The sequence below is a fragment of the Chenggangzhangella methanolivorans genome (genome assembly GCF_042648545.1).
In the GTDB taxonomy this organism is placed as follows: domain Bacteria; phylum Pseudomonadota; class Alphaproteobacteria; order Rhizobiales; family Methylopilaceae; genus Methylopila; species Methylopila methanolivorans.
On the sequence record NZ_JBHRXS010000009.1, the window covers coordinates 151,319 to 170,647 of the forward strand.

At 67.8% G+C, this 19,329-nt stretch carries 11 protein-coding genes; 1 reads left to right on the top strand and 10 read right to left on the bottom strand.

The genetic code is table 11. The features are described 5' to 3' along the window. Nucleotides 1-492: 492 nt before the first annotated feature. From ACFOWB_RS19660 to dld, 6 genes are all read right to left on the bottom strand, one after another. The gene (locus ACFOWB_RS19660) at nucleotides 493-1,926 is read right to left on the bottom strand and encodes an NAD(P)(+) transhydrogenase (Re/Si-specific) subunit beta (RefSeq protein WP_378148893.1); all 1,434 of its coding nucleotides are present in this window, start codon (nucleotides 1,924-1,926) and stop codon (nucleotides 493-495) included. 10 nt (nucleotides 1,927-1,936) lie between these two features. Then, complete coding sequence (locus ACFOWB_RS19665) at nucleotides 1,937-3,511, bottom strand: Re/Si-specific NAD(P)(+) transhydrogenase subunit alpha (RefSeq protein ID WP_378148894.1); 1,575 nt, start codon at nucleotides 3,509-3,511, stop codon at nucleotides 1,937-1,939. Between the two features lie 276 nt (nucleotides 3,512-3,787). After that, the gene (lpdA, locus tag ACFOWB_RS19670) at nucleotides 3,788-5,566 is read right to left on the bottom strand and encodes a dihydrolipoyl dehydrogenase (RefSeq protein WP_378148895.1); all 1,779 of its coding nucleotides are present in this window, start codon (nucleotides 5,564-5,566) and stop codon (nucleotides 3,788-3,790) included. A gap of 16 nt (nucleotides 5,567-5,582) precedes the next feature. After that, entirely contained in the window at nucleotides 5,583-7,190 is a 1,608-nt protein-coding gene (locus ACFOWB_RS19675; protein WP_261401956.1) for a dihydrolipoyllysine-residue acetyltransferase, read from the bottom strand. A gap of 24 nt (nucleotides 7,191-7,214) precedes the next feature. Beyond that, nucleotides 7,215-9,899 carry a pyruvate dehydrogenase (acetyl-transferring), homodimeric type gene (gene aceE / locus ACFOWB_RS19680; RefSeq protein WP_261401955.1) on the bottom strand — a complete coding sequence of 895 codons (2,685 nt, stop codon included), beginning with the start codon at nucleotides 9,897-9,899 and terminating at the stop codon, nucleotides 7,215-7,217. Nucleotides 9,900-10,010: 111 nt separating this feature from the next. Continuing rightward, entirely contained in the window at nucleotides 10,011-11,777 is a 1,767-nt protein-coding gene (dld, locus tag ACFOWB_RS19685; RefSeq protein WP_378148896.1) for a D-lactate dehydrogenase, read from the bottom strand. A 251-nt stretch (nucleotides 11,778-12,028) separates the two neighbouring features. Between dld and ACFOWB_RS19690 the strand changes: the two genes are divergently transcribed. Then, nucleotides 12,029-12,832 (top strand): transporter substrate-binding domain-containing protein, encoded by an 804-nt coding sequence (locus ACFOWB_RS19690; protein WP_261401952.1) that lies wholly within the window; start codon nucleotides 12,029-12,031, stop codon nucleotides 12,830-12,832. A 65-nt stretch (nucleotides 12,833-12,897) separates the two neighbouring features. On the opposite strand, the gene ACFOWB_RS19695 is transcribed toward ACFOWB_RS19690, so the two are convergent. The 4 genes from ACFOWB_RS19695 to ACFOWB_RS19710 form a co-directional block, all read right to left on the bottom strand. Further along, complete coding sequence (locus ACFOWB_RS19695; RefSeq protein WP_378148897.1) at nucleotides 12,898-13,962, bottom strand: hypothetical protein; 1,065 nt, start codon at nucleotides 13,960-13,962, stop codon at nucleotides 12,898-12,900. Between the two features lie 251 nt (nucleotides 13,963-14,213). Then, nucleotides 14,214-15,563: a YncE family protein gene (locus ACFOWB_RS19700; protein WP_378148898.1), complete on the bottom strand. Its 1,350-nt coding sequence runs from the start codon at nucleotides 15,561-15,563 to the stop codon at nucleotides 14,214-14,216. Nucleotides 15,564-15,623: 60 nt separating this feature from the next. Then, nucleotides 15,624-18,524, bottom strand: a complete 2,901-nt coding sequence (locus ACFOWB_RS19705; protein WP_378148899.1) for an FAD-binding and (Fe-S)-binding domain-containing protein — start codon at nucleotides 18,522-18,524, stop codon at nucleotides 15,624-15,626. A 133-nt stretch (nucleotides 18,525-18,657) separates the two neighbouring features. Continuing rightward, the coding region (locus ACFOWB_RS19710; RefSeq protein WP_378148900.1) for a tripartite tricarboxylate transporter permease at nucleotides 18,658-19,329 on the bottom strand (672 nt) is incomplete at its 5' end.

Here is a 19,329-nt window from a genome sequence, read left to right on the forward strand (position 1 = left end):
ACACGGCGAGCTCCAACGTGGGCTCGCCGTTTTTTTGTGTCTGGGTGCAAGGGGAGCGAGGGACGATGCGGCCGGCGCCGCCTCACAGGCTTCGCGAGCGAGCCGGCTGAAGCGTGATGCGATCTCGTCCGCTCCCGCCGTGATGCCCGGCGGCCCCGGCATCCACGACGTTCCCGCACCGGCGAGCCTTAGGTCGAAGTCGCGGACGCCCGCCAAGACGCGGGCATGACGTGGCGGGTCAGCCTGAAGGCGTCGTGCTCCGGCGCCGCGCTCCGGGCGCCCCGTCTCCGGCGTCCGCGCCTTCCGAATCGGAGATCCACGATCCGGCCGATCGCCGACGCCCGGCTCCGCCGACGCAAGGGCGGCGCGAGCCAACCGACCGCCCGGAGCGTGCGGAGGCGGAGACAAGGCCAGCCCCGGCAGGCCGATGCTCGAAACGAAAAGAGGCGCGGCGATCGCTCGCCGCGCCTCCTTGTTCGGCCGTCCGCAGCCTCAGTTGATCATCGGCAGCAGCTTGTCGACCGAGGCCTTGGCGTCGCCGTAGAACATGCGCGTGTTCTCCTTGAAGAACAGCGGGTTCTCGATGCCCGAATAGCCCGCGCCCTGGCCGCGCTTCGAGACGAACACCTGACGCGCTTTCCAGCATTCGAGCACCGGCATGCCGGCGATCGGAGAGTTCGGGTCGTCCTGGGCCGCCGGGTTCACGATGTCGTTCGAGCCCACCACGATCGCGACGTCGGTCGAGGGGAAGTCCTCGTTGATCTCGTCCATTTCGAGGACGATGTCGTACGGCACCTTGGCCTCGGCGAGCAGCACGTTCATGTGGCCGGGCAGGCGCCCCGCCACCGGGTGGATGGCGAAGCGCACCGTCTTGCCGGACGCGCGCAGCTTGCGGGTCAGCTCCGAGATCGAGCCTTGCGCCTGCGCCACCGCCATGCCGTAGCCCGGAATGATGATGACGCTGTCGGCGTCGTTGAGGGCCGCCGCGACGCCGGCGGCGTCGATCGCCACCTGCTCGCCCTCGATCACCTGCGCGGGGCCGGTGGTCGTGCCGAAGCCGCCCAGGATGACCGAGATGAAGCTCCGGTTCATCGCCTTGCACATGATATAGGACAGGATCGCGCCCGAGGAGCCGACCAGCGCGCCGACCACGATCAGCAGGTCGTTGCCGAGCGTGAAGCCGATCGCGGCCGCGGCCCAGCCGGAATAGGAGTTCAGCATCGAGACGACGACGGGCATGTCGGCGCCGCCGATGCCCATGATCAGGTGCCAGCCGATGAACAGCGCGAGCGCCGTCATCAGGATCAGCGCCCAGATGCCCGCGCCGTTGCAGTAGAGGATCAGCAGCAGCAGCGACCCGGCCGCGGCGCCGGCGTTCAGCGCATGGCCGCCCGGCAGCTTGACGGCCTTGCCGTCGACCTTGCCGGCGAGCTTGCCGAAGGCCACCACGGAGCCGGTGAACGTCACCGCGCCGATGAAGACGCCGAGGAACACCTCGACCTTCAGGATCGCGATCTCGACGCCCGACTTGTGCGCGAGGATCGCGGCGAAGCCGGTGAGCGCCGCGCGCCCCGCCTCGTCGAGCGACTGGACGTGGGAGAGCTCGATGTCGGCGTTGTAGCCGATGAACACCGCGGCGAGGCCGACGAAGCTGTGCAGCGCCGCGACGAGCTGCGGCATCTCGGTCATCTGGACCTTGCCGGCTACGTACCAGCCGGCGGCCGAGCCGATCAGGACCATCAGGATGACGAGCCACAGATGCCCAACGCCCGGGCCGAGGATTGTGGCGAGGACCGCCACGGCCATGCCCACGATGCCGTACCACACGGCGCGCTTGGCGCTTTCCTGGCCCGAGAGGCCGCCGAGCGAGAGGATGAAGAGGACCGCGGCCGCGATATAGGCGGCGGAGACGATTCCGATGCTCATGGGATCGCCCTCACGACTTCTGGAACATGGCGAGCATCCGGCGCGTGACCAGGAAGCCGCCGACGATGTTGATGGTCGCGATCAGCACCGAAATGGCCGCGAGAATCGCCACGATCGTCGAGCTCGAGCCGATCTGCAGCAGCGCGCCGATGATCACGATGCCCGAAATGGCGTTGGTGACGGCCATCAGCGGCGTGTGCAGCGAGTGGCTGACGTTCCAGATCACCTGGAAGCCGACGAAGCAGGCGAGCACGAACACGACGAAATGCGCCATGAAGCTCGCGGGCGCGAAGGCGCCGACGAGCAGCATGACGGCCGCGCCGGCAGCGAGCGTCGTTACCTGGCTCTTGGTCTGAGCCTTGAAGCCCGCGAGCTCCTTGGCGCGCTTCTCCTCAGGCGTCAGCTCCTTGGCCTTCTCCTTCGGCTTCTGGGCCGCGATTGCCGCGATCTTGGGCGGCGGCGGCGGGAAGGTGACGGCGCCCGCATGGGTCACCGTCGCGCCCCGGATGACGTCGTCCTCCATGTTGTGGACGATGACGCCGTCCTTCTCGGGCGTCAGGTCCGTCATCATGTGGCGGATGTTGGTGGAGTAGAGCGCGCTCGACTGGGTCGCCATGCGGCTCGGGAAGTCGGTGTAGCCGACGATCGTCACGCCGTTGGGGCTCACGACCTTCTGGTCCGGGACCGTGAGGTCGCAGTTGCCGCCGCGCTCGGCCGCGAGGTCGATCACCACCGAGCCCGGCTTCATCATCGCCACCATGTCGGCGAGCCAGAGCTTGGGCGCCGGGCGTCCCGGGATCAGCGCGGTCGAGATGACGATGTCCATCTCGGGCGCGAGCTCGCGGAACTTGGCCAGCTGCTTCTCGCGGAATTCGGGGCTCGAGGGAGCCGCGTAACCGCCGGTCGCTGCGCCGTCGGCTTGGCTCTCCTCGAAGTCGAGGAACACGAAATTCGCGCCCATCGACTCGATCTGCTCGGCGACTTCCGGGCGCACATCGAACGCATAGGTGACGGCGCCGAGCGAGGTCGCGGTGCCGATCGCGGCCAGTCCCGCGACGCCCGCGCCGATCACCAGCACCTTGGCCGGGGGCACCTTGCCCGCGGCGGTCACCTGGCCGGTGAAGAAGCGGCCGAAGTTGGCGCCGGCCTCGATCACCGCGCGATAGCCGGCGATGTTCGCCATCGACGACAGCGCGTCCATCTTCTGCGCGCGGCTGATGCGGGGCACCATGTCCATCGCGACGACGGTCGCGCCGGTGTCGGCGCAACGCTTCAGCAGCTCTTCGCTCTGCGCCGGGTAGAAGAACGAGATCAGGGTCTTGCCCGAAGAGAGCCGCGACGCCTCGGCGTCCTCCGGCGGGCGCACCTTGGCGATGACGTCGGCCTTCGCCCAGAGGTCCTCGGCGGTCGGAACCACCTCGACGCCCGCGGCGCGATAGGCGTCGTCGAGATAGCCCGCGGCGGCGCCGGCGCCGGCCTCGATCAGGCACTCATGGCCAAGTTTTTGAAGCTGCGCCGCGCTGTCGGGCGTCATCGCGACGCGCGACTCCCCTGCGAACGTCTCTTTTGGCGAACCGATTTTCACTAAGGACCCCCTAGAACCCTTGGATCATGCTCCGGCGGAACAGCCGGAAAGGAGAGCGGCCGTCAAACGACGACATTGGGTGGGATTGCGGACCGTGCGGGCGTACGCCCACGGCCGCGCAGCATTTGCTCCCTTTAGAGCAACTCTGGCAATCTTGTCGTTGAACTTTCTTCCAGACAGGCTCGCCGCCGCCGCATGTCTCGAACGGCGGCGGACACGCCCGCATCTTGGCATACCATATACCAGAACGCGTTCAAGCGATCCTGGACGCCGGCGCTACTTCTTCTTCTGCGGCGGCAGGTCGGTGCAGACGCCCTCGAACACTTCCGCCGCCATGCCGATGGACTCGCCGAGCGTCGGATGCGGATGGATGGTCTTGCCGATGTCGGCCGGCTCGCAGCCCATCTCGACCGCGAGGCAGATCTCGCTGATCAGGTCGCCGGCGTTCGTGCCGACGATCCCGCCGCCGATCACCCGGTGCGTCGCCTCGTCGAAGATGAGCTTCGTGAAGCCCTCGTCGCGGCCGTTGGCGATGGCGCGGCCCGAGGCCGCCCAGGGGAACACCGACTTGCCGTATTTGATCCCCTCGGCCTTGCATTGCTCCTCGGTCTTGCCCGTCCAGGCGATCTCCGGGTCGGTGTAGGCGACCGAGGGGATCTGGCGCGCGTCGAAATGCGAGGGCTGGCCGTTCGCGGCTTCGGCCGCGACATGGGCCTCGTGCACCGCCTTGTGGGCCAGCATCGGCTGCCCGACGATGTCGCCGATGGCGTAGATGTGAGCCACGTTGGTGGTCATCTGTTTGGTCGTGGAGATGAAGCCGCGGTCGCCGACCGCGACGCCGGCCTTCTCCGCGCCGATTTTCTTGCCGTTCGGCGAACGGCCGACCGCGACCAGCACCAGGTCGTAGAGCTGTGGCCCGGCCGGAGCCTTCTCGCCCTCGAACGTCACCTCGATGCCGGCCTCGGTCGCCTTGGCGCCGACCGTCTTGGTCTTGAGCATGACGTTGTCGAAGCGGGGAGCGTTCTTCTTCTCCCACACCTTCACGAGGTCCCGGTCCGCGCCCGGCATCAGGCCGTCGAGCATCTCGACGACGTCGACGCGCGCGCTCAGCGTGGAATAGACCGTCGCCATCTCGAGCCCGATGATTCCGCCGCCGATGACGAGCATGCGCTTGGGGATCGACTTCAGCAGCAGCGCGCCGGTCGAATCCACGATGCGCGGATCCTCCGGCAGGAACGGCAGTTTCACCGCCTGCGAGCCGGCGGCGATGATCGCCTTGGCGAACTTCACCGTCTTCTTGCCCGACGAGGTCTCGACCTCGAGATGGTGCGGATCGAGGAAGGCGCCGACGCCTGTGACGACCTCGACCTTGCGCATTTTGGCCATGCCCGCGAGACCGCCGGTGAGTTTGGCGATCACCCCGTCCTTGAAGCCGCGCAGCTTGTCGAGATCGACCTGCGGCGCGCCGAACGAGATGCCGTGGCGGCTAAGCGCCGCCACCTCATCCACGATGAAGGCCGAGTGCAGCAGCGCCTTGGACGGGATGCAACCGACATTGAGGCACACGCCGCCGAGCGTCGCGTAGCGCTCGACCAGCACCGTCTTCATGCCGAGATCGGCGGAGCGGAAGGCCGCCGAGTAACCGCCGGGGCCTGCGCCCATCACCACGACCTCGCACTCGATGTCGGCCTTGCCGCCGTAAACCGCGGCGGCCGGCGCCGGGGCGGCGGATGGCGCGGGGGCCGCCGCCGAGGGCGCCGAGGCGGCCGGAGCCGCGGCCGCGTCCTTCGGCGCGGAGGCGGAGGCCGTGTCGGCCGCCGCCTCGACGGTCAGGATCACCGCGCCTTCCGAGACCTTGTCGTCGACCTTGACCCGGATGTCCTTGACCACGCCCGCCGTCGAGGACGGGATCTCCATCGAGGCCTTGTCGGATTCCACCATGATGAGGCTGGTGTCGACCCGGATCGTCTCGCCGGGCGTCACCAGCACCTCGATCACGGCGACGTCCTTGAAGTCGCCGATGTCCGGAACCTTCACTTCGATCTGGTTCGCCATCTCGTCGCCCTCCCTCTCAGAACAGCACGCGCCGCATGTCCGCGAGGACAGCGGCGAAGTGGGTGTTGAAGCGGGCGGCGGCGGCGCCGTCGATCACGCGGTGGTCCCATGAGAGGGACAGAGGAAGCGTCAGCCGCGCCTCCCAGTTCTTGCCGTCGGCGGAGTGCTGCTTCCAGAAGCTCTTGCACACGCCCATGATCGCGACTTCGGGCGCGTTGATGATCGGCGTGAAGTAGGTGCCGCCGAGGCCGCCGAGCGAGGAGATCGAGAACGTCCCGCCCTGCATGTCGGCGGGCTTGATCTTGCCCTCGCGCGCAAGCTTGGCGAGGTCGTTCATCTCCTTGCCGATCTCGGGGATCGACTTCTTGTCCGCGTCCTTGATCACCGGGACCATCAGACCGTTCGGCGTGTCGGCCGCGAAGCCGATGTGCCAGTAGTTCTTGTAGACGAGGCTGTCGCCGTCGAGGCTGGCGTTGAACTCGGGGAACTTCTTCAGCGCCGAGACCGCGGCCTTCACCATGAAGGGCAGCAGCGACAGCTTCACGCCGCTCTTCTCCAGCTCCTTGTTCATGCGGACGCGGAACTGCTCGAGGTCGGTGATGTCGGCCTCCTCGTGGTTGGTGACGTGCGGGATCACCACCCAGTTGCGATGGAGGTTTGCGCCGGAGATCTTCTTGATCCGGCTAAGCTCCTTGCGCTCGACCGGCCCGTATTTGGCGAAGTCGACCTTGGGCCAGGGGAGCAGGTCGACGCCCCCGATCCCGCCGCCGGAGGCCGCAGGACCGGACGCGGCCTTGGCGGGCGCCGCCGCGCCGCCGACTTTCCCGCCTCCCTGGGCGAAGGCCTCGACGTCCTCGCGGGTGATGCGGCCGTGCTTGCCGGATCCGGTCACCTTGCCGAGGTCGACGCCCTTCTCACGGGCGAGGCCTCGCACCGCGGGGCTGGCGTAGGCGAGCGTGAAGGCCTTTTCGTCGATCGCCCCGCCCGGCGCTGACGCGGGAGCCGCCGGCGCCGCAGCCGCGGCGGCGCTCACCGCGGGCGCCGGCGTCGCGGCCGTCACGCCCGCCCCGTCGCCGGAGGCGAGCGTCAGAATGACCGCGCCCTCGCTCACCTTGTCGCCGACCTTGATGCGGATGTCCTGCACCTTGCCCGACAGCGGCGAGGGCACGTCCATCGTGGCCTTTTCGCTTTCGAGCGCGAGCAGCGGATCCTCGGCCTTCACCTCGTCGCCCGGCTTCACGAAGATCTCGATGACCGGCACGTCCTTGAAGTCGCCGATGTCGGGCACCCGCACCTCGGCGACGCCGGTCGGCGCGCTGACGGACGGCGGCGGCGCGGTGAGGTTCGTGCGCGCAGGCGCCTCGGCGGCGGCGGCCGGAGCCCCCTCGCCTTCCATCTGCATGATCACGACGCCGGCGCTGACCTTGTCGCCGACCTTGATCGAGACCGATTTGACGACGCCCGTCCGAGGAGACGGCACGTCCATCGTGGCCTTTTCGGATTCGAGCGAGATCAGCGGGTCTTCCGCCTTCACGGAGTCGCCGGGCTTCACGAAGATTTCGATGACGGGAACGTCGGTGAAGTCGCCGATGTCCGGGACTTCGATGTCGATCGCATTGCTCATCGTCTTGTCCTCCGAATGTCGCCGTCAGACCGTCCAGGGCGCGGCGCGCCCCTGGTCGAGCCCGTACTTCGCGATCGCTTCGGCGGCGACGGAGGAGGGCAGCATGTTCTCGTCCGCCAACGCCTTCAGCGCGGCCACCGCCACATAGTGGCGGTCCACCTCGAAGAAGCGTCTGAGGTTCACCCGGTAGTCGCTGCGCCCGAACCCGTCGGTGCCGAGCACGACGTAGCGCTTTCCGGCCGCGGTCACGTATTCGCGGATCTGGTCGGCGTAGTTGCGGACGTAGTCGGTCGAGGCGATCACCGGCCCGTCATGCGCGCCGAGCTTGGCCTCGACCCAGCTCTTCCGCCGATCCTCGGTCGGATGCAGCATGTTCCAGCGCTCCGCCGCCATGCCGTCGCGGCGCAGCTCGTTGAAGCTCGTGGCGGACCAGATGTTGGCCGCGACCCCGAAGTCCTTCTCGAGGAGTTCGGCGGCGGCGATGACCTCGCGCAGGATCGTGCCCGATCCGACGAGCTGGACGGTCTTGCCCGACGCCTGGCGCTCGCCCTTGCGCAGCAGATAGAGCCCGCGAAGGATGCCCTCCTCGGTCTCGTCTCCCGCCGCGGCCTCGGCCATGCCGGGGTGGGCGTAGTTCTCGTTCATCAGGGTGACGTAGTAGTAGACGTCCTCCTGCTCCTGATACATCCGCCGCATGCCGTCGCGGATAATCGTGACGACCTCATACGCGAAGGTCGGGTCGTAGGAGATGCAGTTCGGGATCGCGGCCGCGAAGACGTGGCTGTGCCCGTCCTCGTGCTGCAGGCCCTCGCCATTCAGCGTGGTGCGGCCGGCGGTGCCGCCGAGCAGGAAGCCGCGGGCGCGCATGTCGCCGGCGAGCCAGGCGAGGTCGCCGACGCGCTGGAGTCCGAACATCGAGTAGAAAATGTAGAACGGGATCATGGGCACGTTGTTCGTGCTGTAGGACGTCGCCGCCACGATCCAGCTCGACATCGCGCCGCCTTCGTTGATGCCCTCCTGCAGCACCTGCCCCTGCTTGTCCTCGCGGTAGTACATCAGCTGGTCGGCGTCTTCCGGCCGGTAGAGCTGGCCGACCGACGAGTAGATGCCGAGTTGGCGGAACATGCCCTCCATGCCGAAGGTGCGGCTCTCGTCCGGCACGATCGGCACGATGCGCTTGCCGATCTGCTTGTCGCGCACGAGGCTTCCGAGCATCTGCACGAAGGCCATGGTGGTCGAGATCTCGCGCTCGCCGGAGTTGTCGAGCAGGCGCTGGAAGCTCGACAGCGCCGGGATCTCGAGCGCTTCGGACTTCTGCCGCCGCTGCGGCAGCGAGCCGCCGAGCGCCGCGCGCTGGGCCCGCAGATACTGCATCTCGGGCGCGTCTTCGGGCAGCTTGATGAAGGGGACCTTGTCGAGGTCCTCGTCCGACACCGGGATCTGGAAACGGTCGCGGAAGCCCTTCAACGCCCCGGCCGTCATCTTCTTGGCCTGGTGGGCGATCATCTGGCCTTCGCCGCTTTCGCCCATGCCGTAGCCCTTGACGGTCTTCGGCAGAATGAGCGTCGGCTGGCCCGTGTGCTTCACCGCCGCCGCATAGGCCGCGAACACCTTCGCGGAGTCATGGCCGCCGCGGGTCAGCTTCCAGATGTCGTCGTCGCTCATGTCGGCGACGAGGGCCCTGGTCTCCTCGTATTTCCCGAAGAAGTGCTCGCGCACATAGGCGCCGCTCTTCGACTTGAAGGTCTGGTACTCGCCGTCGACGCACTCCTCCATGCGCTTCAGCAGCATGCCGGACTTGTCTTTCTCGATCAGCGCGTCCCAGCCGGTGCCCCAGAGCACCTTGATGACGTTCCACCCGGCGCCGCGGAAGTTGCTCTCGAGCTCCTGGACGATCTTGCCGTTGCCGCGCACGGGTCCGTCGAGGCGCTGCAGGTTGCAGTTGATGACGAAGATCAGGTTGTCGAGCTTTTCGCGGCCCGCGAGCGAGATCGCGCCCATCGACTCCGGCTCGTCCATCTCGCCGTCGCCCATGAAGGCCCAGACCTTGCGATTTGCTGTTTCAGCAAATCCACGGCTTTCGAGATATTTCAGAAACCGCGCCTGATAGATCGCCATCAGCGGCCCAAGGCCCATCGAGACGGTCGGGAACTGCCAGAAGTCCGGCATCAGCCAGGGATGGGGGTAGCTCGAGATGCCCTTGCCTTCGGTCTCCTGCCGGTAGTTGAGCAGCTGCTCTTCCGTCAGGCGTCCTTCGAGGAAGGCGCGGGCGTAGATGCCGGGCGAGGAATGGCCCTGCACGAAGATCAGGTCGCCGCCATGCCCCTCCGTCGGCGCGTGCCAGAAATGGCCGAAGCCGATGTCGTAGAGGGTCGCGGCCGACTGGAAGCTGGCGATGTGGCCGCCGAGTTCCGAGCTCTCCTTGTTGGCGCGCAGAATGATGGCGAGCGCGTTCCAGCGGATGATGGAGCGCAGCTTGCGCTCGAGCGCGCGGTCGCCGGGAAGCTGCGGCTGCTCGGCGACGGGGATCGTGTTGCGGTAGGGCGTCGTCAGGGATTGGGGAACGTAGAGCCACTCGCGCCGCGCCGCCTCGAGCACGGCGTCGACGATGTGGCTCGCACGGCCCTCGCCGCGCCGCTCCTTCAGCGCTTCGAGCGACTCCAGCCAGTCCTGGACTTCGAGGGCGTCTCCGTCGTCGTGGTCCATCATCGGGCTCTCCCTGCCTGTTCTTGTCTCTTTGGGGGCGACCGCCTCGATGCCCGGCGCCCGTGGAATTCGGCGTCCTGCCTGAACGCTAGCCTAAGCATCGCTGAACATCCGTCAGACTTCCGCAGCAGCGGGCACGCATCTAGGGCCGTGGCCGCCGACGTCCGCATCCGCGCAGCCCCAATGCCGACATTTGGACGTCTGGCCGATCCCCGGATTGAGGCTGTTGGTCGGATCGAGCTTTTTGTAGAAATCGGCGAGCGCGGGCTTGGCGTGATAAAGATGGCCGACATTGTGCTCGGCCGGATATTCCGCGCCGCGCTGGTCGAGAAGCTTCCACATCTCGTGCTCGACCGCGATGCAGTCATGGCCCTTCTTGACCACGTAATCCTGATGGAAGACGTGGCAGAAGAAGTGGCCGTAATAGAGCTTCTTCTCGATCTTGGCCTCGATCTCGGCCGGAAGGCGCTCGACCCAGTCGCGGTCGTTGCGACGCAGCGCGATGTCGAGCGCGACGATGTCCTCGACCTCGCGCGCATGGATCGCGCGGTAGCGGTTGGCGGCGCCCGCCACCGCGAAACGGTGGAGGAACGCGGCCTTGCCCTCCTCCGGCGTGCAACGGAACATCGCGCCGGTCTTCGAGGGGAAGATCACGGACAAATACGCCTGCGCCTCCGCCACGCCGGCGCCGCCCATCTTCAGCATGAGGTGATGCTCGTAGGCGTCGCGGAACCCGTTCATGCGCGCCGGAAGATGCTGCGGCGTCAGCGCCGCGGCGGCCTGCGCCAGCCTGTCCGACACCGTGGCGCCGAGCTTCAGGCGCTCGGTCAGCGCGTCGACGCGCGACTTCGCGCTGAAGAAGGCCGGCATCCGGTCCGTGCCGGCCTTCTGGATGAACAGGAAGGTGTCCTTGCCGTATTTCGCCGCGACGTCGTAGGCCTCGCGATGAAGGTACTCGGCGGCGATCGGCAGGGTCTCGAAGCTCGCCAGGACATGGCGCCGGATCTCGGTCAGTTCGGCGGGATCGTTGGTTCCGACATAAAACACCGCGGTCTCGGTCTCGGCCGCGAAGGTGTCGAGCCGCACCGCGAACACCGCGAGCTTTCCGGCGCAGCCCGAGGCCTCGCGCAGGCGACGCGGATGGGCGTTGAAGCGCGCGGGCGTGTCGGCGTCGACGTCGCGGACATGGCTCGCGTATTCGCGGTCCGACGCCCAGGCGTTGCTGGGCTGCGGGGCCGGCAGATCGCCCCGCTCGACGCGAGAAAGAAGCTCCTCCGGATCCTCGCCGAGATCGAAGCCGAGATGGTTCACGAGCGCCACCGAACCGTCCTCGCGGACTTCGGCGAACAGCGTCATCTCGGTGTAGGCGGGCCCGCGCTGGATCAGCGAGCCGCCGGAATTGTTGCAGACGCCGCCGAGCACCGAGGCGCCGATGCAGGACGACCCGATCACCGAATGCGGCTCGCGCCCGAGCGGCCGCAGCAGCTTTTCGAGCGAGTCGAGCGTCGCGCCGGGCAGGCAGCAGACCTGGCGGCCCTCCTCGATCAGGTGGACGCCCTTGAGCCGCATGACGCTGACCAGCACGATCTCGCGGTCATAGTCGTCGCCCCAGGGCGTCGAGCCGCCCGTGAGCCCGGTGTTGGCCGCCTGGAAAATCGCCGCGCGCCCGGCCTCGACGATCACGTTGAGAGCCCGCCACATCTCGACGAGCGAGCCCGGCCGCACCACCGCGGCCACCGGGCCGCCGCCATAGCGGAAGCCTTTGACGTAGCGGCGGGTCTCGGCGTCCGAGGTCAGGACGTCGGCGCTTCCGACGACGCCTGTCAGGCGGTTCAGCAGCTCGGCGCGCGACGGCGCATCCGGCGCGTGATGGCCAGACATGACGCTTCCTCCTCCGTGCGGCGTCTTGGCGCGCCGCTGCGCGATAAAACCACGATTGACGCGGAATGCGACCCGCATGTCCGCAGACGGGGCCCCTCAGGAACGCGTAGCTCCCTCAAAATGGACCAGCTGAGGGATCGACGCAGGCCGCCCTGGGCTGGATCAAACGTGAAGCAGGATACGACCAAAGTGGCATATCGCTTGCGTGCCAGGGCCGCGGCGCCCTTCGCCGGACACAACAGGACCTCGACATGCTCAAAATCGCAGCCCTTTCCGCCCTCCTGCTCGCCGGAGCGGCGCTCCCGGCTTCCGCCGACGTGATGGAGACGATCAAGGCGCGCGGGACGCTGATCGTGGGCATCAAGGCCGACTACAAGCCGTTCGGCTTCCGCGACACGTCCGGCGCGGTGGTGGGCATCGAGCCAGATCTGGCGGCCGACATCGCCCAGCGGCTGGGCGTGAAGCTCGAGATCGTGCCGGTGGTCTCGTCGAACCGCATCGAGTTCGTGAACCAGGGCAAGATCGACCTCGTGGTCGCGACCATGTCGGACAAGCCCGAGCGCCGTCAGTCGGTGCTCGCGATCGACCCGCAATACTATTCGGACTCGGTCAACGTGCTCATGAACAAGAAGGCCAGCTTCAAGAACTGGGAGGAGCTGAAGGGCAAGACGCTCTGCGGCACCTCGGGCGCCTTCTACAACAAGGAGGTCGAGGCGAAGTACGGCGCGACCGTGAAGGCCTTCGACGGCTCCGAGAAGCCGCTCTTCGCGCTGAAGCAGGGCGAGTGCGTCGGCTATCTCTACGACCAGACCTTCGTGCAGGGGAAGCTGCTCGACGCCGAGTGGAGCGAGGGCTACGGCATGCCGCTGCCCGGCATTCTCGAGACGCCCTGGATCATGGGCGTGAAGCACGGCGAGACCGCCTTCGCGAAGTTCCTGACCGACACGACCAACGACTGGTTCAAGACCGGCAAGATCGTCGAGCTCGAGAAGAAGTGGGGCATCGCCCCGACCGACTACGCCAAGCGCATGGCCGAGAAGGCCAAGGGCTCCTGACCCTCGCCCGGGCCGGGCGCCGTCGCGGCGTCCGGCCCGGGACCCGTGTCATTTTGAATTCATATTCAAGCCGCGGCGCGGCGGTTTTGTTCGAGCCGCGCGTCGATCAGCGCGACGGTTTCGTCGAGCGTCTCGTTCCGCATCCCCCTCTGCGCCGCAAGCGTCTGCACGAGCTTGTCGACCCGCTCGATGTTCTGCGCGCCGGCGAACAGCGCCCGCGCGGCCGAGGACGGGCTCGACAGCCCCTTCGCCGCGTTTGCGTATTTCTCGAAGGGCACCAGATCGCTTTCCTGCGCGCCAAGCGCGACGCAGACGTCTCGGACCCAGGCGTAGACGGCGCGCGAGGCCTCGATGTCCGAATGGACCGCGTCGCGGATCGCGCGCGGACCCTGCGGCGTCACGCAGCGATAGTTGCCGGTGAGCAGCATCGCCCATTTGGCGAGCGGCACGAACACGCTCTCATGCACCCTGAGCTTCACCGGCAGCTCGACGTCCGAGCCCGCCGGCCAGCGCACCGCGTCGACGCCCGCCTCGAGGTCGCGCAGGATCTTGGTGTGGGCGTCCTGCTCGAAGCGCGTCGCCTTGAAGTTCGTGGGCAGCGAGACCTGCAGCACGTTTGAGGGCTGCCCTTGCGGCCGGAACGCCTGCGGGTCCGGGCTGCACAGGGTGAGAAGCTCGGGGCTGACCGGCGCCCAGACGGACGGATCGGCAGAAGCGGCGCCGATCGAGCGGACGTCGACGCCCGGCAGCCGCGCGAGATAGGGCAGCGGCGGCATGTTCATGATCGACATCGCCGGAACCTTGGCGCGGCCGATGCGCGCGAGCAGCTCGCGGACGCCGGGCGAGCGATATTGCGGCTCTTGCATCGCAAGGCACACGAGATCGAACTTCGCCGGATCGACCGCGTCGGGACCCGCGGCGGAGAGCTTTCCGGGCGCCTTGCGCGTGTCGACCTCGACCCGTTCGCCGCTCTTCAGCGGCATGCGGATGCGTACGCCCTCGGCGTTGATGAGCTCGGCCTCGGCGGGCAGGCACACGAGCGTGACGTCGTTTCCGGCGAGGAGCAGTTTTGTCCCGAGCAGCGATCCGTAGGACGCCCCGAGGATCAGGATCTTGTATCGGCCGCTCATGGTCCGTCTCCCAAATGCTTGTGGAGCGCCGGTCATGCGGTCGCCGGCGCATCGGGATCGACGATCGAATTCCTCGATCCGCCGATCACTATGCACGCGCCAAGCAGTGATTTGTGATAATTATGAATGCAAAATTGGAGGGTCTAGGGCCCCGGCCCCGCACGCAGCGGCCATCAAAGCTTCGCGACGAGGCGATGAGGCAGGCGACGCGCGGCCCCTGGGCCGCGCGTCGGATTCGCCGTTCGGTCTCGTCAATCGCCCCGGAAGGCGCCGATCATGTAGCTCTCGTTGCCGATCTGCGTGACCCGGCCGCGGACCTTGTAGGTCTCGAGGTCGATGATCCAGACGACGCTGGAGTTCGACGCTCCGCGCGGCACGCCGGTGATCGCCGCATAGCGTCCGTCGGCCGTGATCGCGATCCCGCGCGGGTTCGACGGTCCGCCGTCCGGCGTCTTGAGCGTGATCCGCTTCAGCGTGGCGTTCTTGCCCTTCAGCGCCTTCTTCACGTCGACGATGTCGACGTTGTCGGTGCGGAACTGCGTGGTGACGAGCCGCTGTCCGTCCGGCGTGAAGGCCGCGACGAACGGCCGGGTGCCGACCTTCTTGTCGTCGGTCCCGACGCGGATGCGCGCCACTTCCGCCTTGGCGGGGTTCTTCAGCGCCTTCTTCACGTCGATCAGCGAGACGGTGTTGCCCTCCTTGCCTGTCTGGGCGTTCTCGCGCGAGGCGTGGGCGACGAGCGTCCCGTCAGGGCTCGTCGAGATTCCGAAGCCGCCGGCCTGCATCGGGATGCGGGCGACCTCCGGCTTGGCCAGCCCCTTGAGCGCCTTCTCGACGCTGATGACCGAGACGTCGTCTGTCCCGCCGTTCGCCGTGAAGATCGTTCCGCCGCCGAGCGGGCTGACGGTGACGCCGTTCGAATCCGGGAAGCAGCCGAAGTTCGGATCGGGCGCGCGCTTCGGGATCACGGGCGGCGGGCACTCGAAGCCCGGCTCGCCGAAGCGCTGCTTGATCCGCGACGTCACCTCCATGCGCTTCAGGTCCACGACGTTGATGTGGCGGCCGCCGTCCTCGTGGTGCTTCATCTCGGCATGGGCGAGCGCGCCATGCTTGCCGTCCGGCAGCAGCGCGAATCCGGTCGCCCCGAAGCCTTTCGAGTCGATGAAGCCCTCCACGGCCCCGAGCGTGCCGTTGACCGAAGGGTCGAGCGCCTTCTTGAGATTGACCACCGTCACCATGCCGGGCCAGCCGTGCTGGAAGGCCTCGGCCTTTTCAGGCGTCGTGGCGCCGGAGTGGAGCGAGACGTAGGCGCGCTTCTCGTCGGGCGCGATGGTGACGATGATCGGCTGGCCGCTCGCCGGAATGGTCTTGCCCTCGACCTCGATGTCGGGCGTCACGCGCAGCCGGTTGATCACGGCGTTGGGGGTGGCGTCGTTCTTGGGGTCGATCGCTTTCTCGAGGTCGATGACCAGGACCACGTTGTCCCACCGCCCGGAGGCGAGGAAGTAGTCTTTCGCGAGCGCGGGTCCGCCCGCGACGGTCGCCGCCGCGAGCGCGGCGACCGAGAACGCAAGCGTCATCGTCCGTTTCTTGGTTCGCATGCCAGTCCTCCCATGTCGCGCCCGGTTGATCCGGGCGTCGCATCGCGTCGGCGGCGGTCGTCAGCCCTCCAGCGCCAAGTCGAGAATTCGAACGACGTGCAGCGCCTCGCGCGAGGCGCCGTCATGGATCTGGTGGCGGCAGCTGGTCCCGTCGGCGACCACGACGTCGTCCGGGCCGGCATTGCGCACCGCCGGCAGCAGCGAGAGCTCGCCCATGGCGATCGAGACGTCGATGGTCTTCGCGCCATAGCCGAAGGCGCCCGACATGCCGCAACAGCTCGACTCGATCGGTCGGACGTCGAGGCCCGGCACCGACTTGAGCGCCGCCTGAACCGCGCCCATGGCGTCGAAGGCCTTCTGGTGGCAGTGGCCGTGAAGATGGGCGACGCGGCCGCCCTGGTCTTTGAGCGGGAGTTCGGGTTTGTCGGCCGCGATCAGTTCCTCGATCAGCAGCGCGGCGTCGGCGATCGGCTGGACGTCGGCCTTCGGAAGCAGCGCGAAGAACTCGTCGCGGAGCGTGAAGAGGCAGGAGGGTTCGAGCCCCACGACGCGCGCGCCCTTGGCGACGTATGGCGAGAGCGCGTCGAGCGTGCGCCGCGCTTCCTTCCGCGCCTCCTCCACCATGCCGGCCGAAAGATAGGTGCGTCCGCAGCAGAGCGGCCGGCCTCGGTCCGCCGGTTCGACGCGGTGGACGCGATAGCCGCCGGCCGCCAGCACCCGCTCGGCGGCCTCGAGATTCTCGCGCTCGTAGTAGCGGTTGAAGGTGTCGCCGAAGAGCACGACGTCGCGGCCGTCGCCCTCGACGCGAGACGGATCGGACGGCGCGCCCTTCTGCGCCCAGGGGCGCCGCCACTGCGGCAGCGTGCGGCGGGCCGAGAAGCCGAGGAGCTTTTCGGTGAGCTTCGCCGCGCCCGGCAGCCGGTCGCGCAGGTTCATGAGCCACGACAGTTTCGCCGCCCAGGGCGCATAGGCCGGCAGATGCGCGATCAGCTTCTCTTTGAGCGGCAGGCCGTTCTTGGCGTGGTAGGCCGAAAGGAACTCGATCTTCATCCGCGCCATGTCGACGCCCGTCGGGCAGTCGCGCCGGCAGCCCTTGCAGGAGACGCAGAGGTCGAGCGTCTCCTTCATCTCGTCCGAGGTGAAGGCGTCCTCGCCGAGCTGGCCCGAAATCGCAAGCCTGAGCGTGTTGGCCCGCCCGCGGGTGAGGTGCTGCTCATCTTTCGTGACGCGGTACGACGGGCACATGGTCCCGCCGGTCATCTTCCGGCAGGTTCCGTTGTTGTTGCACATCTCGACGGCCTGCCCGAAGCCGCCCTGCTCGGACCAGTCGAGCGCGGGCGTCGCGGGCGCGGGCGTCTCGTAGCCCGGCGCGAAGCGCATCAGTTCGCGGTCGTCGAACTTCGGGCCGCGGACGATCTTGTTCGGGTTGAGGTGGTTCTTCGGGTCGAACCCGTCCTTCACCTGCTCGAAGGCGCGGGTGAGCTTTGAGCCGAACATCGGTTCGACGAATTCCGAGCGCGAGATGCCGTCGCCGTGCTCGCCCGAGAAGCTGCCCTTGTACTTGCGGACGAGCTCGCAGGCCTCCTCGCCGATGGCGCGCATCTTCCGCGCGCCGTCTTCCGTCTTCATGTTGAGGATCGGGCGCACATGCAGGCAGCCCACGGATGCGTGCGCGTACCAGGTGCCGCGCGTGCCGTGCTTCTCGAACACGGCGGTGACGGCGTCGGTGTAGTCGGCCAGATGCTCGAGCGGGACCGCGCAGTCCTCGATGAAGGAGATCGGCTTTCCGTCGCCCTTCATCGACATCATGATGTTGAGGCAGGCCTCGCGCACGCCCCAGACATTGGCCTGCCGGGCGGGCTCCAGCACCTCGACGACGGCGTCCGGAAACCCGTGGTCGGCCATGCACTGGGTGAGCCGCTTGAGGTCGAGCCGCAGCAGGTTCAGGTCGTCGCCCGCGAACTCGACCAGCAGCAGGCAGTTGGGCTTGCCCTTCGTGATGTCGCCGAGCGTGCGCTTGAACAGCGGGATGTCGGCGCCGAGCACCAGCACGTTGTTGTCCACGAGCTCGACGGCGACCGGCGCCAGCGCGACCAGGTGCTGGGTGGTCTCCATCGCCGAGCGGAAGTCGGGGAAGTGGGCGACCCCCATCACGCGATGCTTGGGCAGCGGCGACAGCTGAAGCGTGATCTCGGTCGTGACCGCGAGCGTGCCTTCCGAGCCGACCAGCAGATGGCTGAGGTTCGGCCGCGCGGGCAGAAGTTCGTCGAGGTTGTAGCCGCCGACGCGGCGCTGGACCTTGGGATAGATCGCCTCGATGTCGGCGCGGTGGGCGTCCGCGAGGCCGAGCAGGCGGGACATGAGATCGCGGGCGCGGGTCGAGGCGTTGTCGCCCACCGGCCCGTCGTCGAGCGAGAACGCCTCGCCGTCGTGGAACAGCGCGCGCATGCCGATGACGTTCTCGACAGTCTTGCCGTAGCGCAGCGACCGGGCTCCCGACGAGTTGTTGCCCGTCATGCCGCCGAGCGTGCAGCGGCTCTGGGTCGAGGGCTCGACGGGGAAGAACAGCCCGTCCTTCTTGGCGCGCGCGTTGAGATGTTCGAGCACCATGCCGGGCCGCACCGTCGCGGTCCGCGCTTCGGCGTCGAAGGCCATGAGCCCGTTGAAGTGGCGCGAGAAATCGAGCACCAGCCCCGCGCCGATCGGCTGGCCGTTCTGCGAGGTGCCGGCGCCGCGCGCGATGACGGGGACGCCGTGTTCGGCCGCGATCGTCAGCGCCGCCTGGACGTCGGCTTCGGACTTCGGGAAGACCACGCCCGCCGGCATGATCTGGTAGATCGAGGCGTCGGTCGAATAGCGGCCGCGGGTGAAGGCGTCGAACCGCGTCTCGCCTTCGAGCGCGTTGCCGAGCGCGCGTTCGAGGGCGGTGTTGCGGGTCAGCGATTTGAACGTGCCGTGCATGTGCTCAATCCAGTGGCGTCATCCCGGCCGCAGCGGAGCGGAGAGCCGGGATCGCTTTCAGCATGAGGCTCAAGCCGATGCGGAGGACGATCCCGGATCGGCGCTGCGGCGCCGTCAGGATGACGCCCTTGGCTTAGCGAGCTGCGCTCGGGCTCGCGCCGCCCGACGACTTGCCGCGTCCCTTGGCCCATCCGATGAGGTCTGAGAGTGGTCCCCAGAAGAGGAGGATGGCGGAGAGGACGACGAGCGTGGTGACGAGGCCGTTGGCCCAGAACACGTTGAGGCTTCCGCCCGAACCCAGCAGCGCCTGGCGGAAGGCGTCTTCGGCGCGGTCGCCGAGCACCAGCGCCAGCACCATCGGCGCGAGCGGGAAGCCGAGCTTCTTGAACACGTAGCCCACGACCCCGAACAGCAGCATTAGCCAGATGTCGAAGATCGAGTTGCCGACCGTGTAGGCCCCGATCGCGCACACCACCAGGATGATCGGAGCCACGATCGCGAACGGGATCCGCATGATCGCGGCGAAGAGCGGCACGGTCGCGAGCACGATCAGAAGGCCGGCGACATTGCCGAGATACATCGACGCGATCAGGCCCCAGACGAAGTCCTTCTGCTCGACGAACAGCATCGGCCCGGGCTGCAGGCCCCAGATCATCAGCCCGCCGAGCAGCACGGCCGCCGTCGCCGAGCCCGGGATGCCGAGCGCGAGCATCGGCAGCAGCGCGGCGGTGCCGGCGGCGTGCGCCGCGGTCTCCGGCGCCAGCACGCCCTCGATCTCGCCCTTGCCGAAATTGTCGCCGCGCTT

What these genes read in the sequence shown, in the direction of transcription:
- ACFOWB_RS19660 (WP_378148893.1), bottom strand. Translation starts at nt 1,926, where the DNA reads ATGAGCATCGGAATCGTCTCCGCCGCCTATATCGCGGCCGCGGTCCTC.
- lpdA (WP_378148895.1), bottom strand. Translation starts at nt 5,566, where the DNA reads ATGGCGAACCAGATCGAAGTGAAGGTTCCGGACATCGGCGACTTCAAG.
- ACFOWB_RS19675 (WP_261401956.1), bottom strand. Translation starts at nt 7,190, where the DNA reads ATGAGCAATGCGATCGACATCGAAGTCCCGGACATCGGCGACTTCACC.
- aceE (WP_261401955.1), bottom strand. Translation starts at nt 9,899, where the DNA reads ATGATGGACCACGACGACGGAGACGCCCTCGAAGTCCAGGACTGGCTG.
- dld (WP_378148896.1), bottom strand. Translation starts at nt 11,777, where the DNA reads ATGTCTGGCCATCACGCGCCGGATGCGCCGTCGCGCGCCGAGCTGCTG.
- ACFOWB_RS19690 (WP_261401952.1), top strand. Translation starts at nt 12,029, where the DNA reads ATGCTCAAAATCGCAGCCCTTTCCGCCCTCCTGCTCGCCGGAGCGGCG.
- ACFOWB_RS19695 (WP_378148897.1), bottom strand. Translation starts at nt 13,962, where the DNA reads ATGAGCGGCCGATACAAGATCCTGATCCTCGGGGCGTCCTACGGATCG.
- ACFOWB_RS19700 (WP_378148898.1), bottom strand. Translation starts at nt 15,563, where the DNA reads ATGCGAACCAAGAAACGGACGATGACGCTTGCGTTCTCGGTCGCCGCG.
- ACFOWB_RS19705 (WP_378148899.1), bottom strand. Translation starts at nt 18,524, where the DNA reads ATGCACGGCACGTTCAAATCGCTGACCCGCAACACCGCCCTCGAACGC.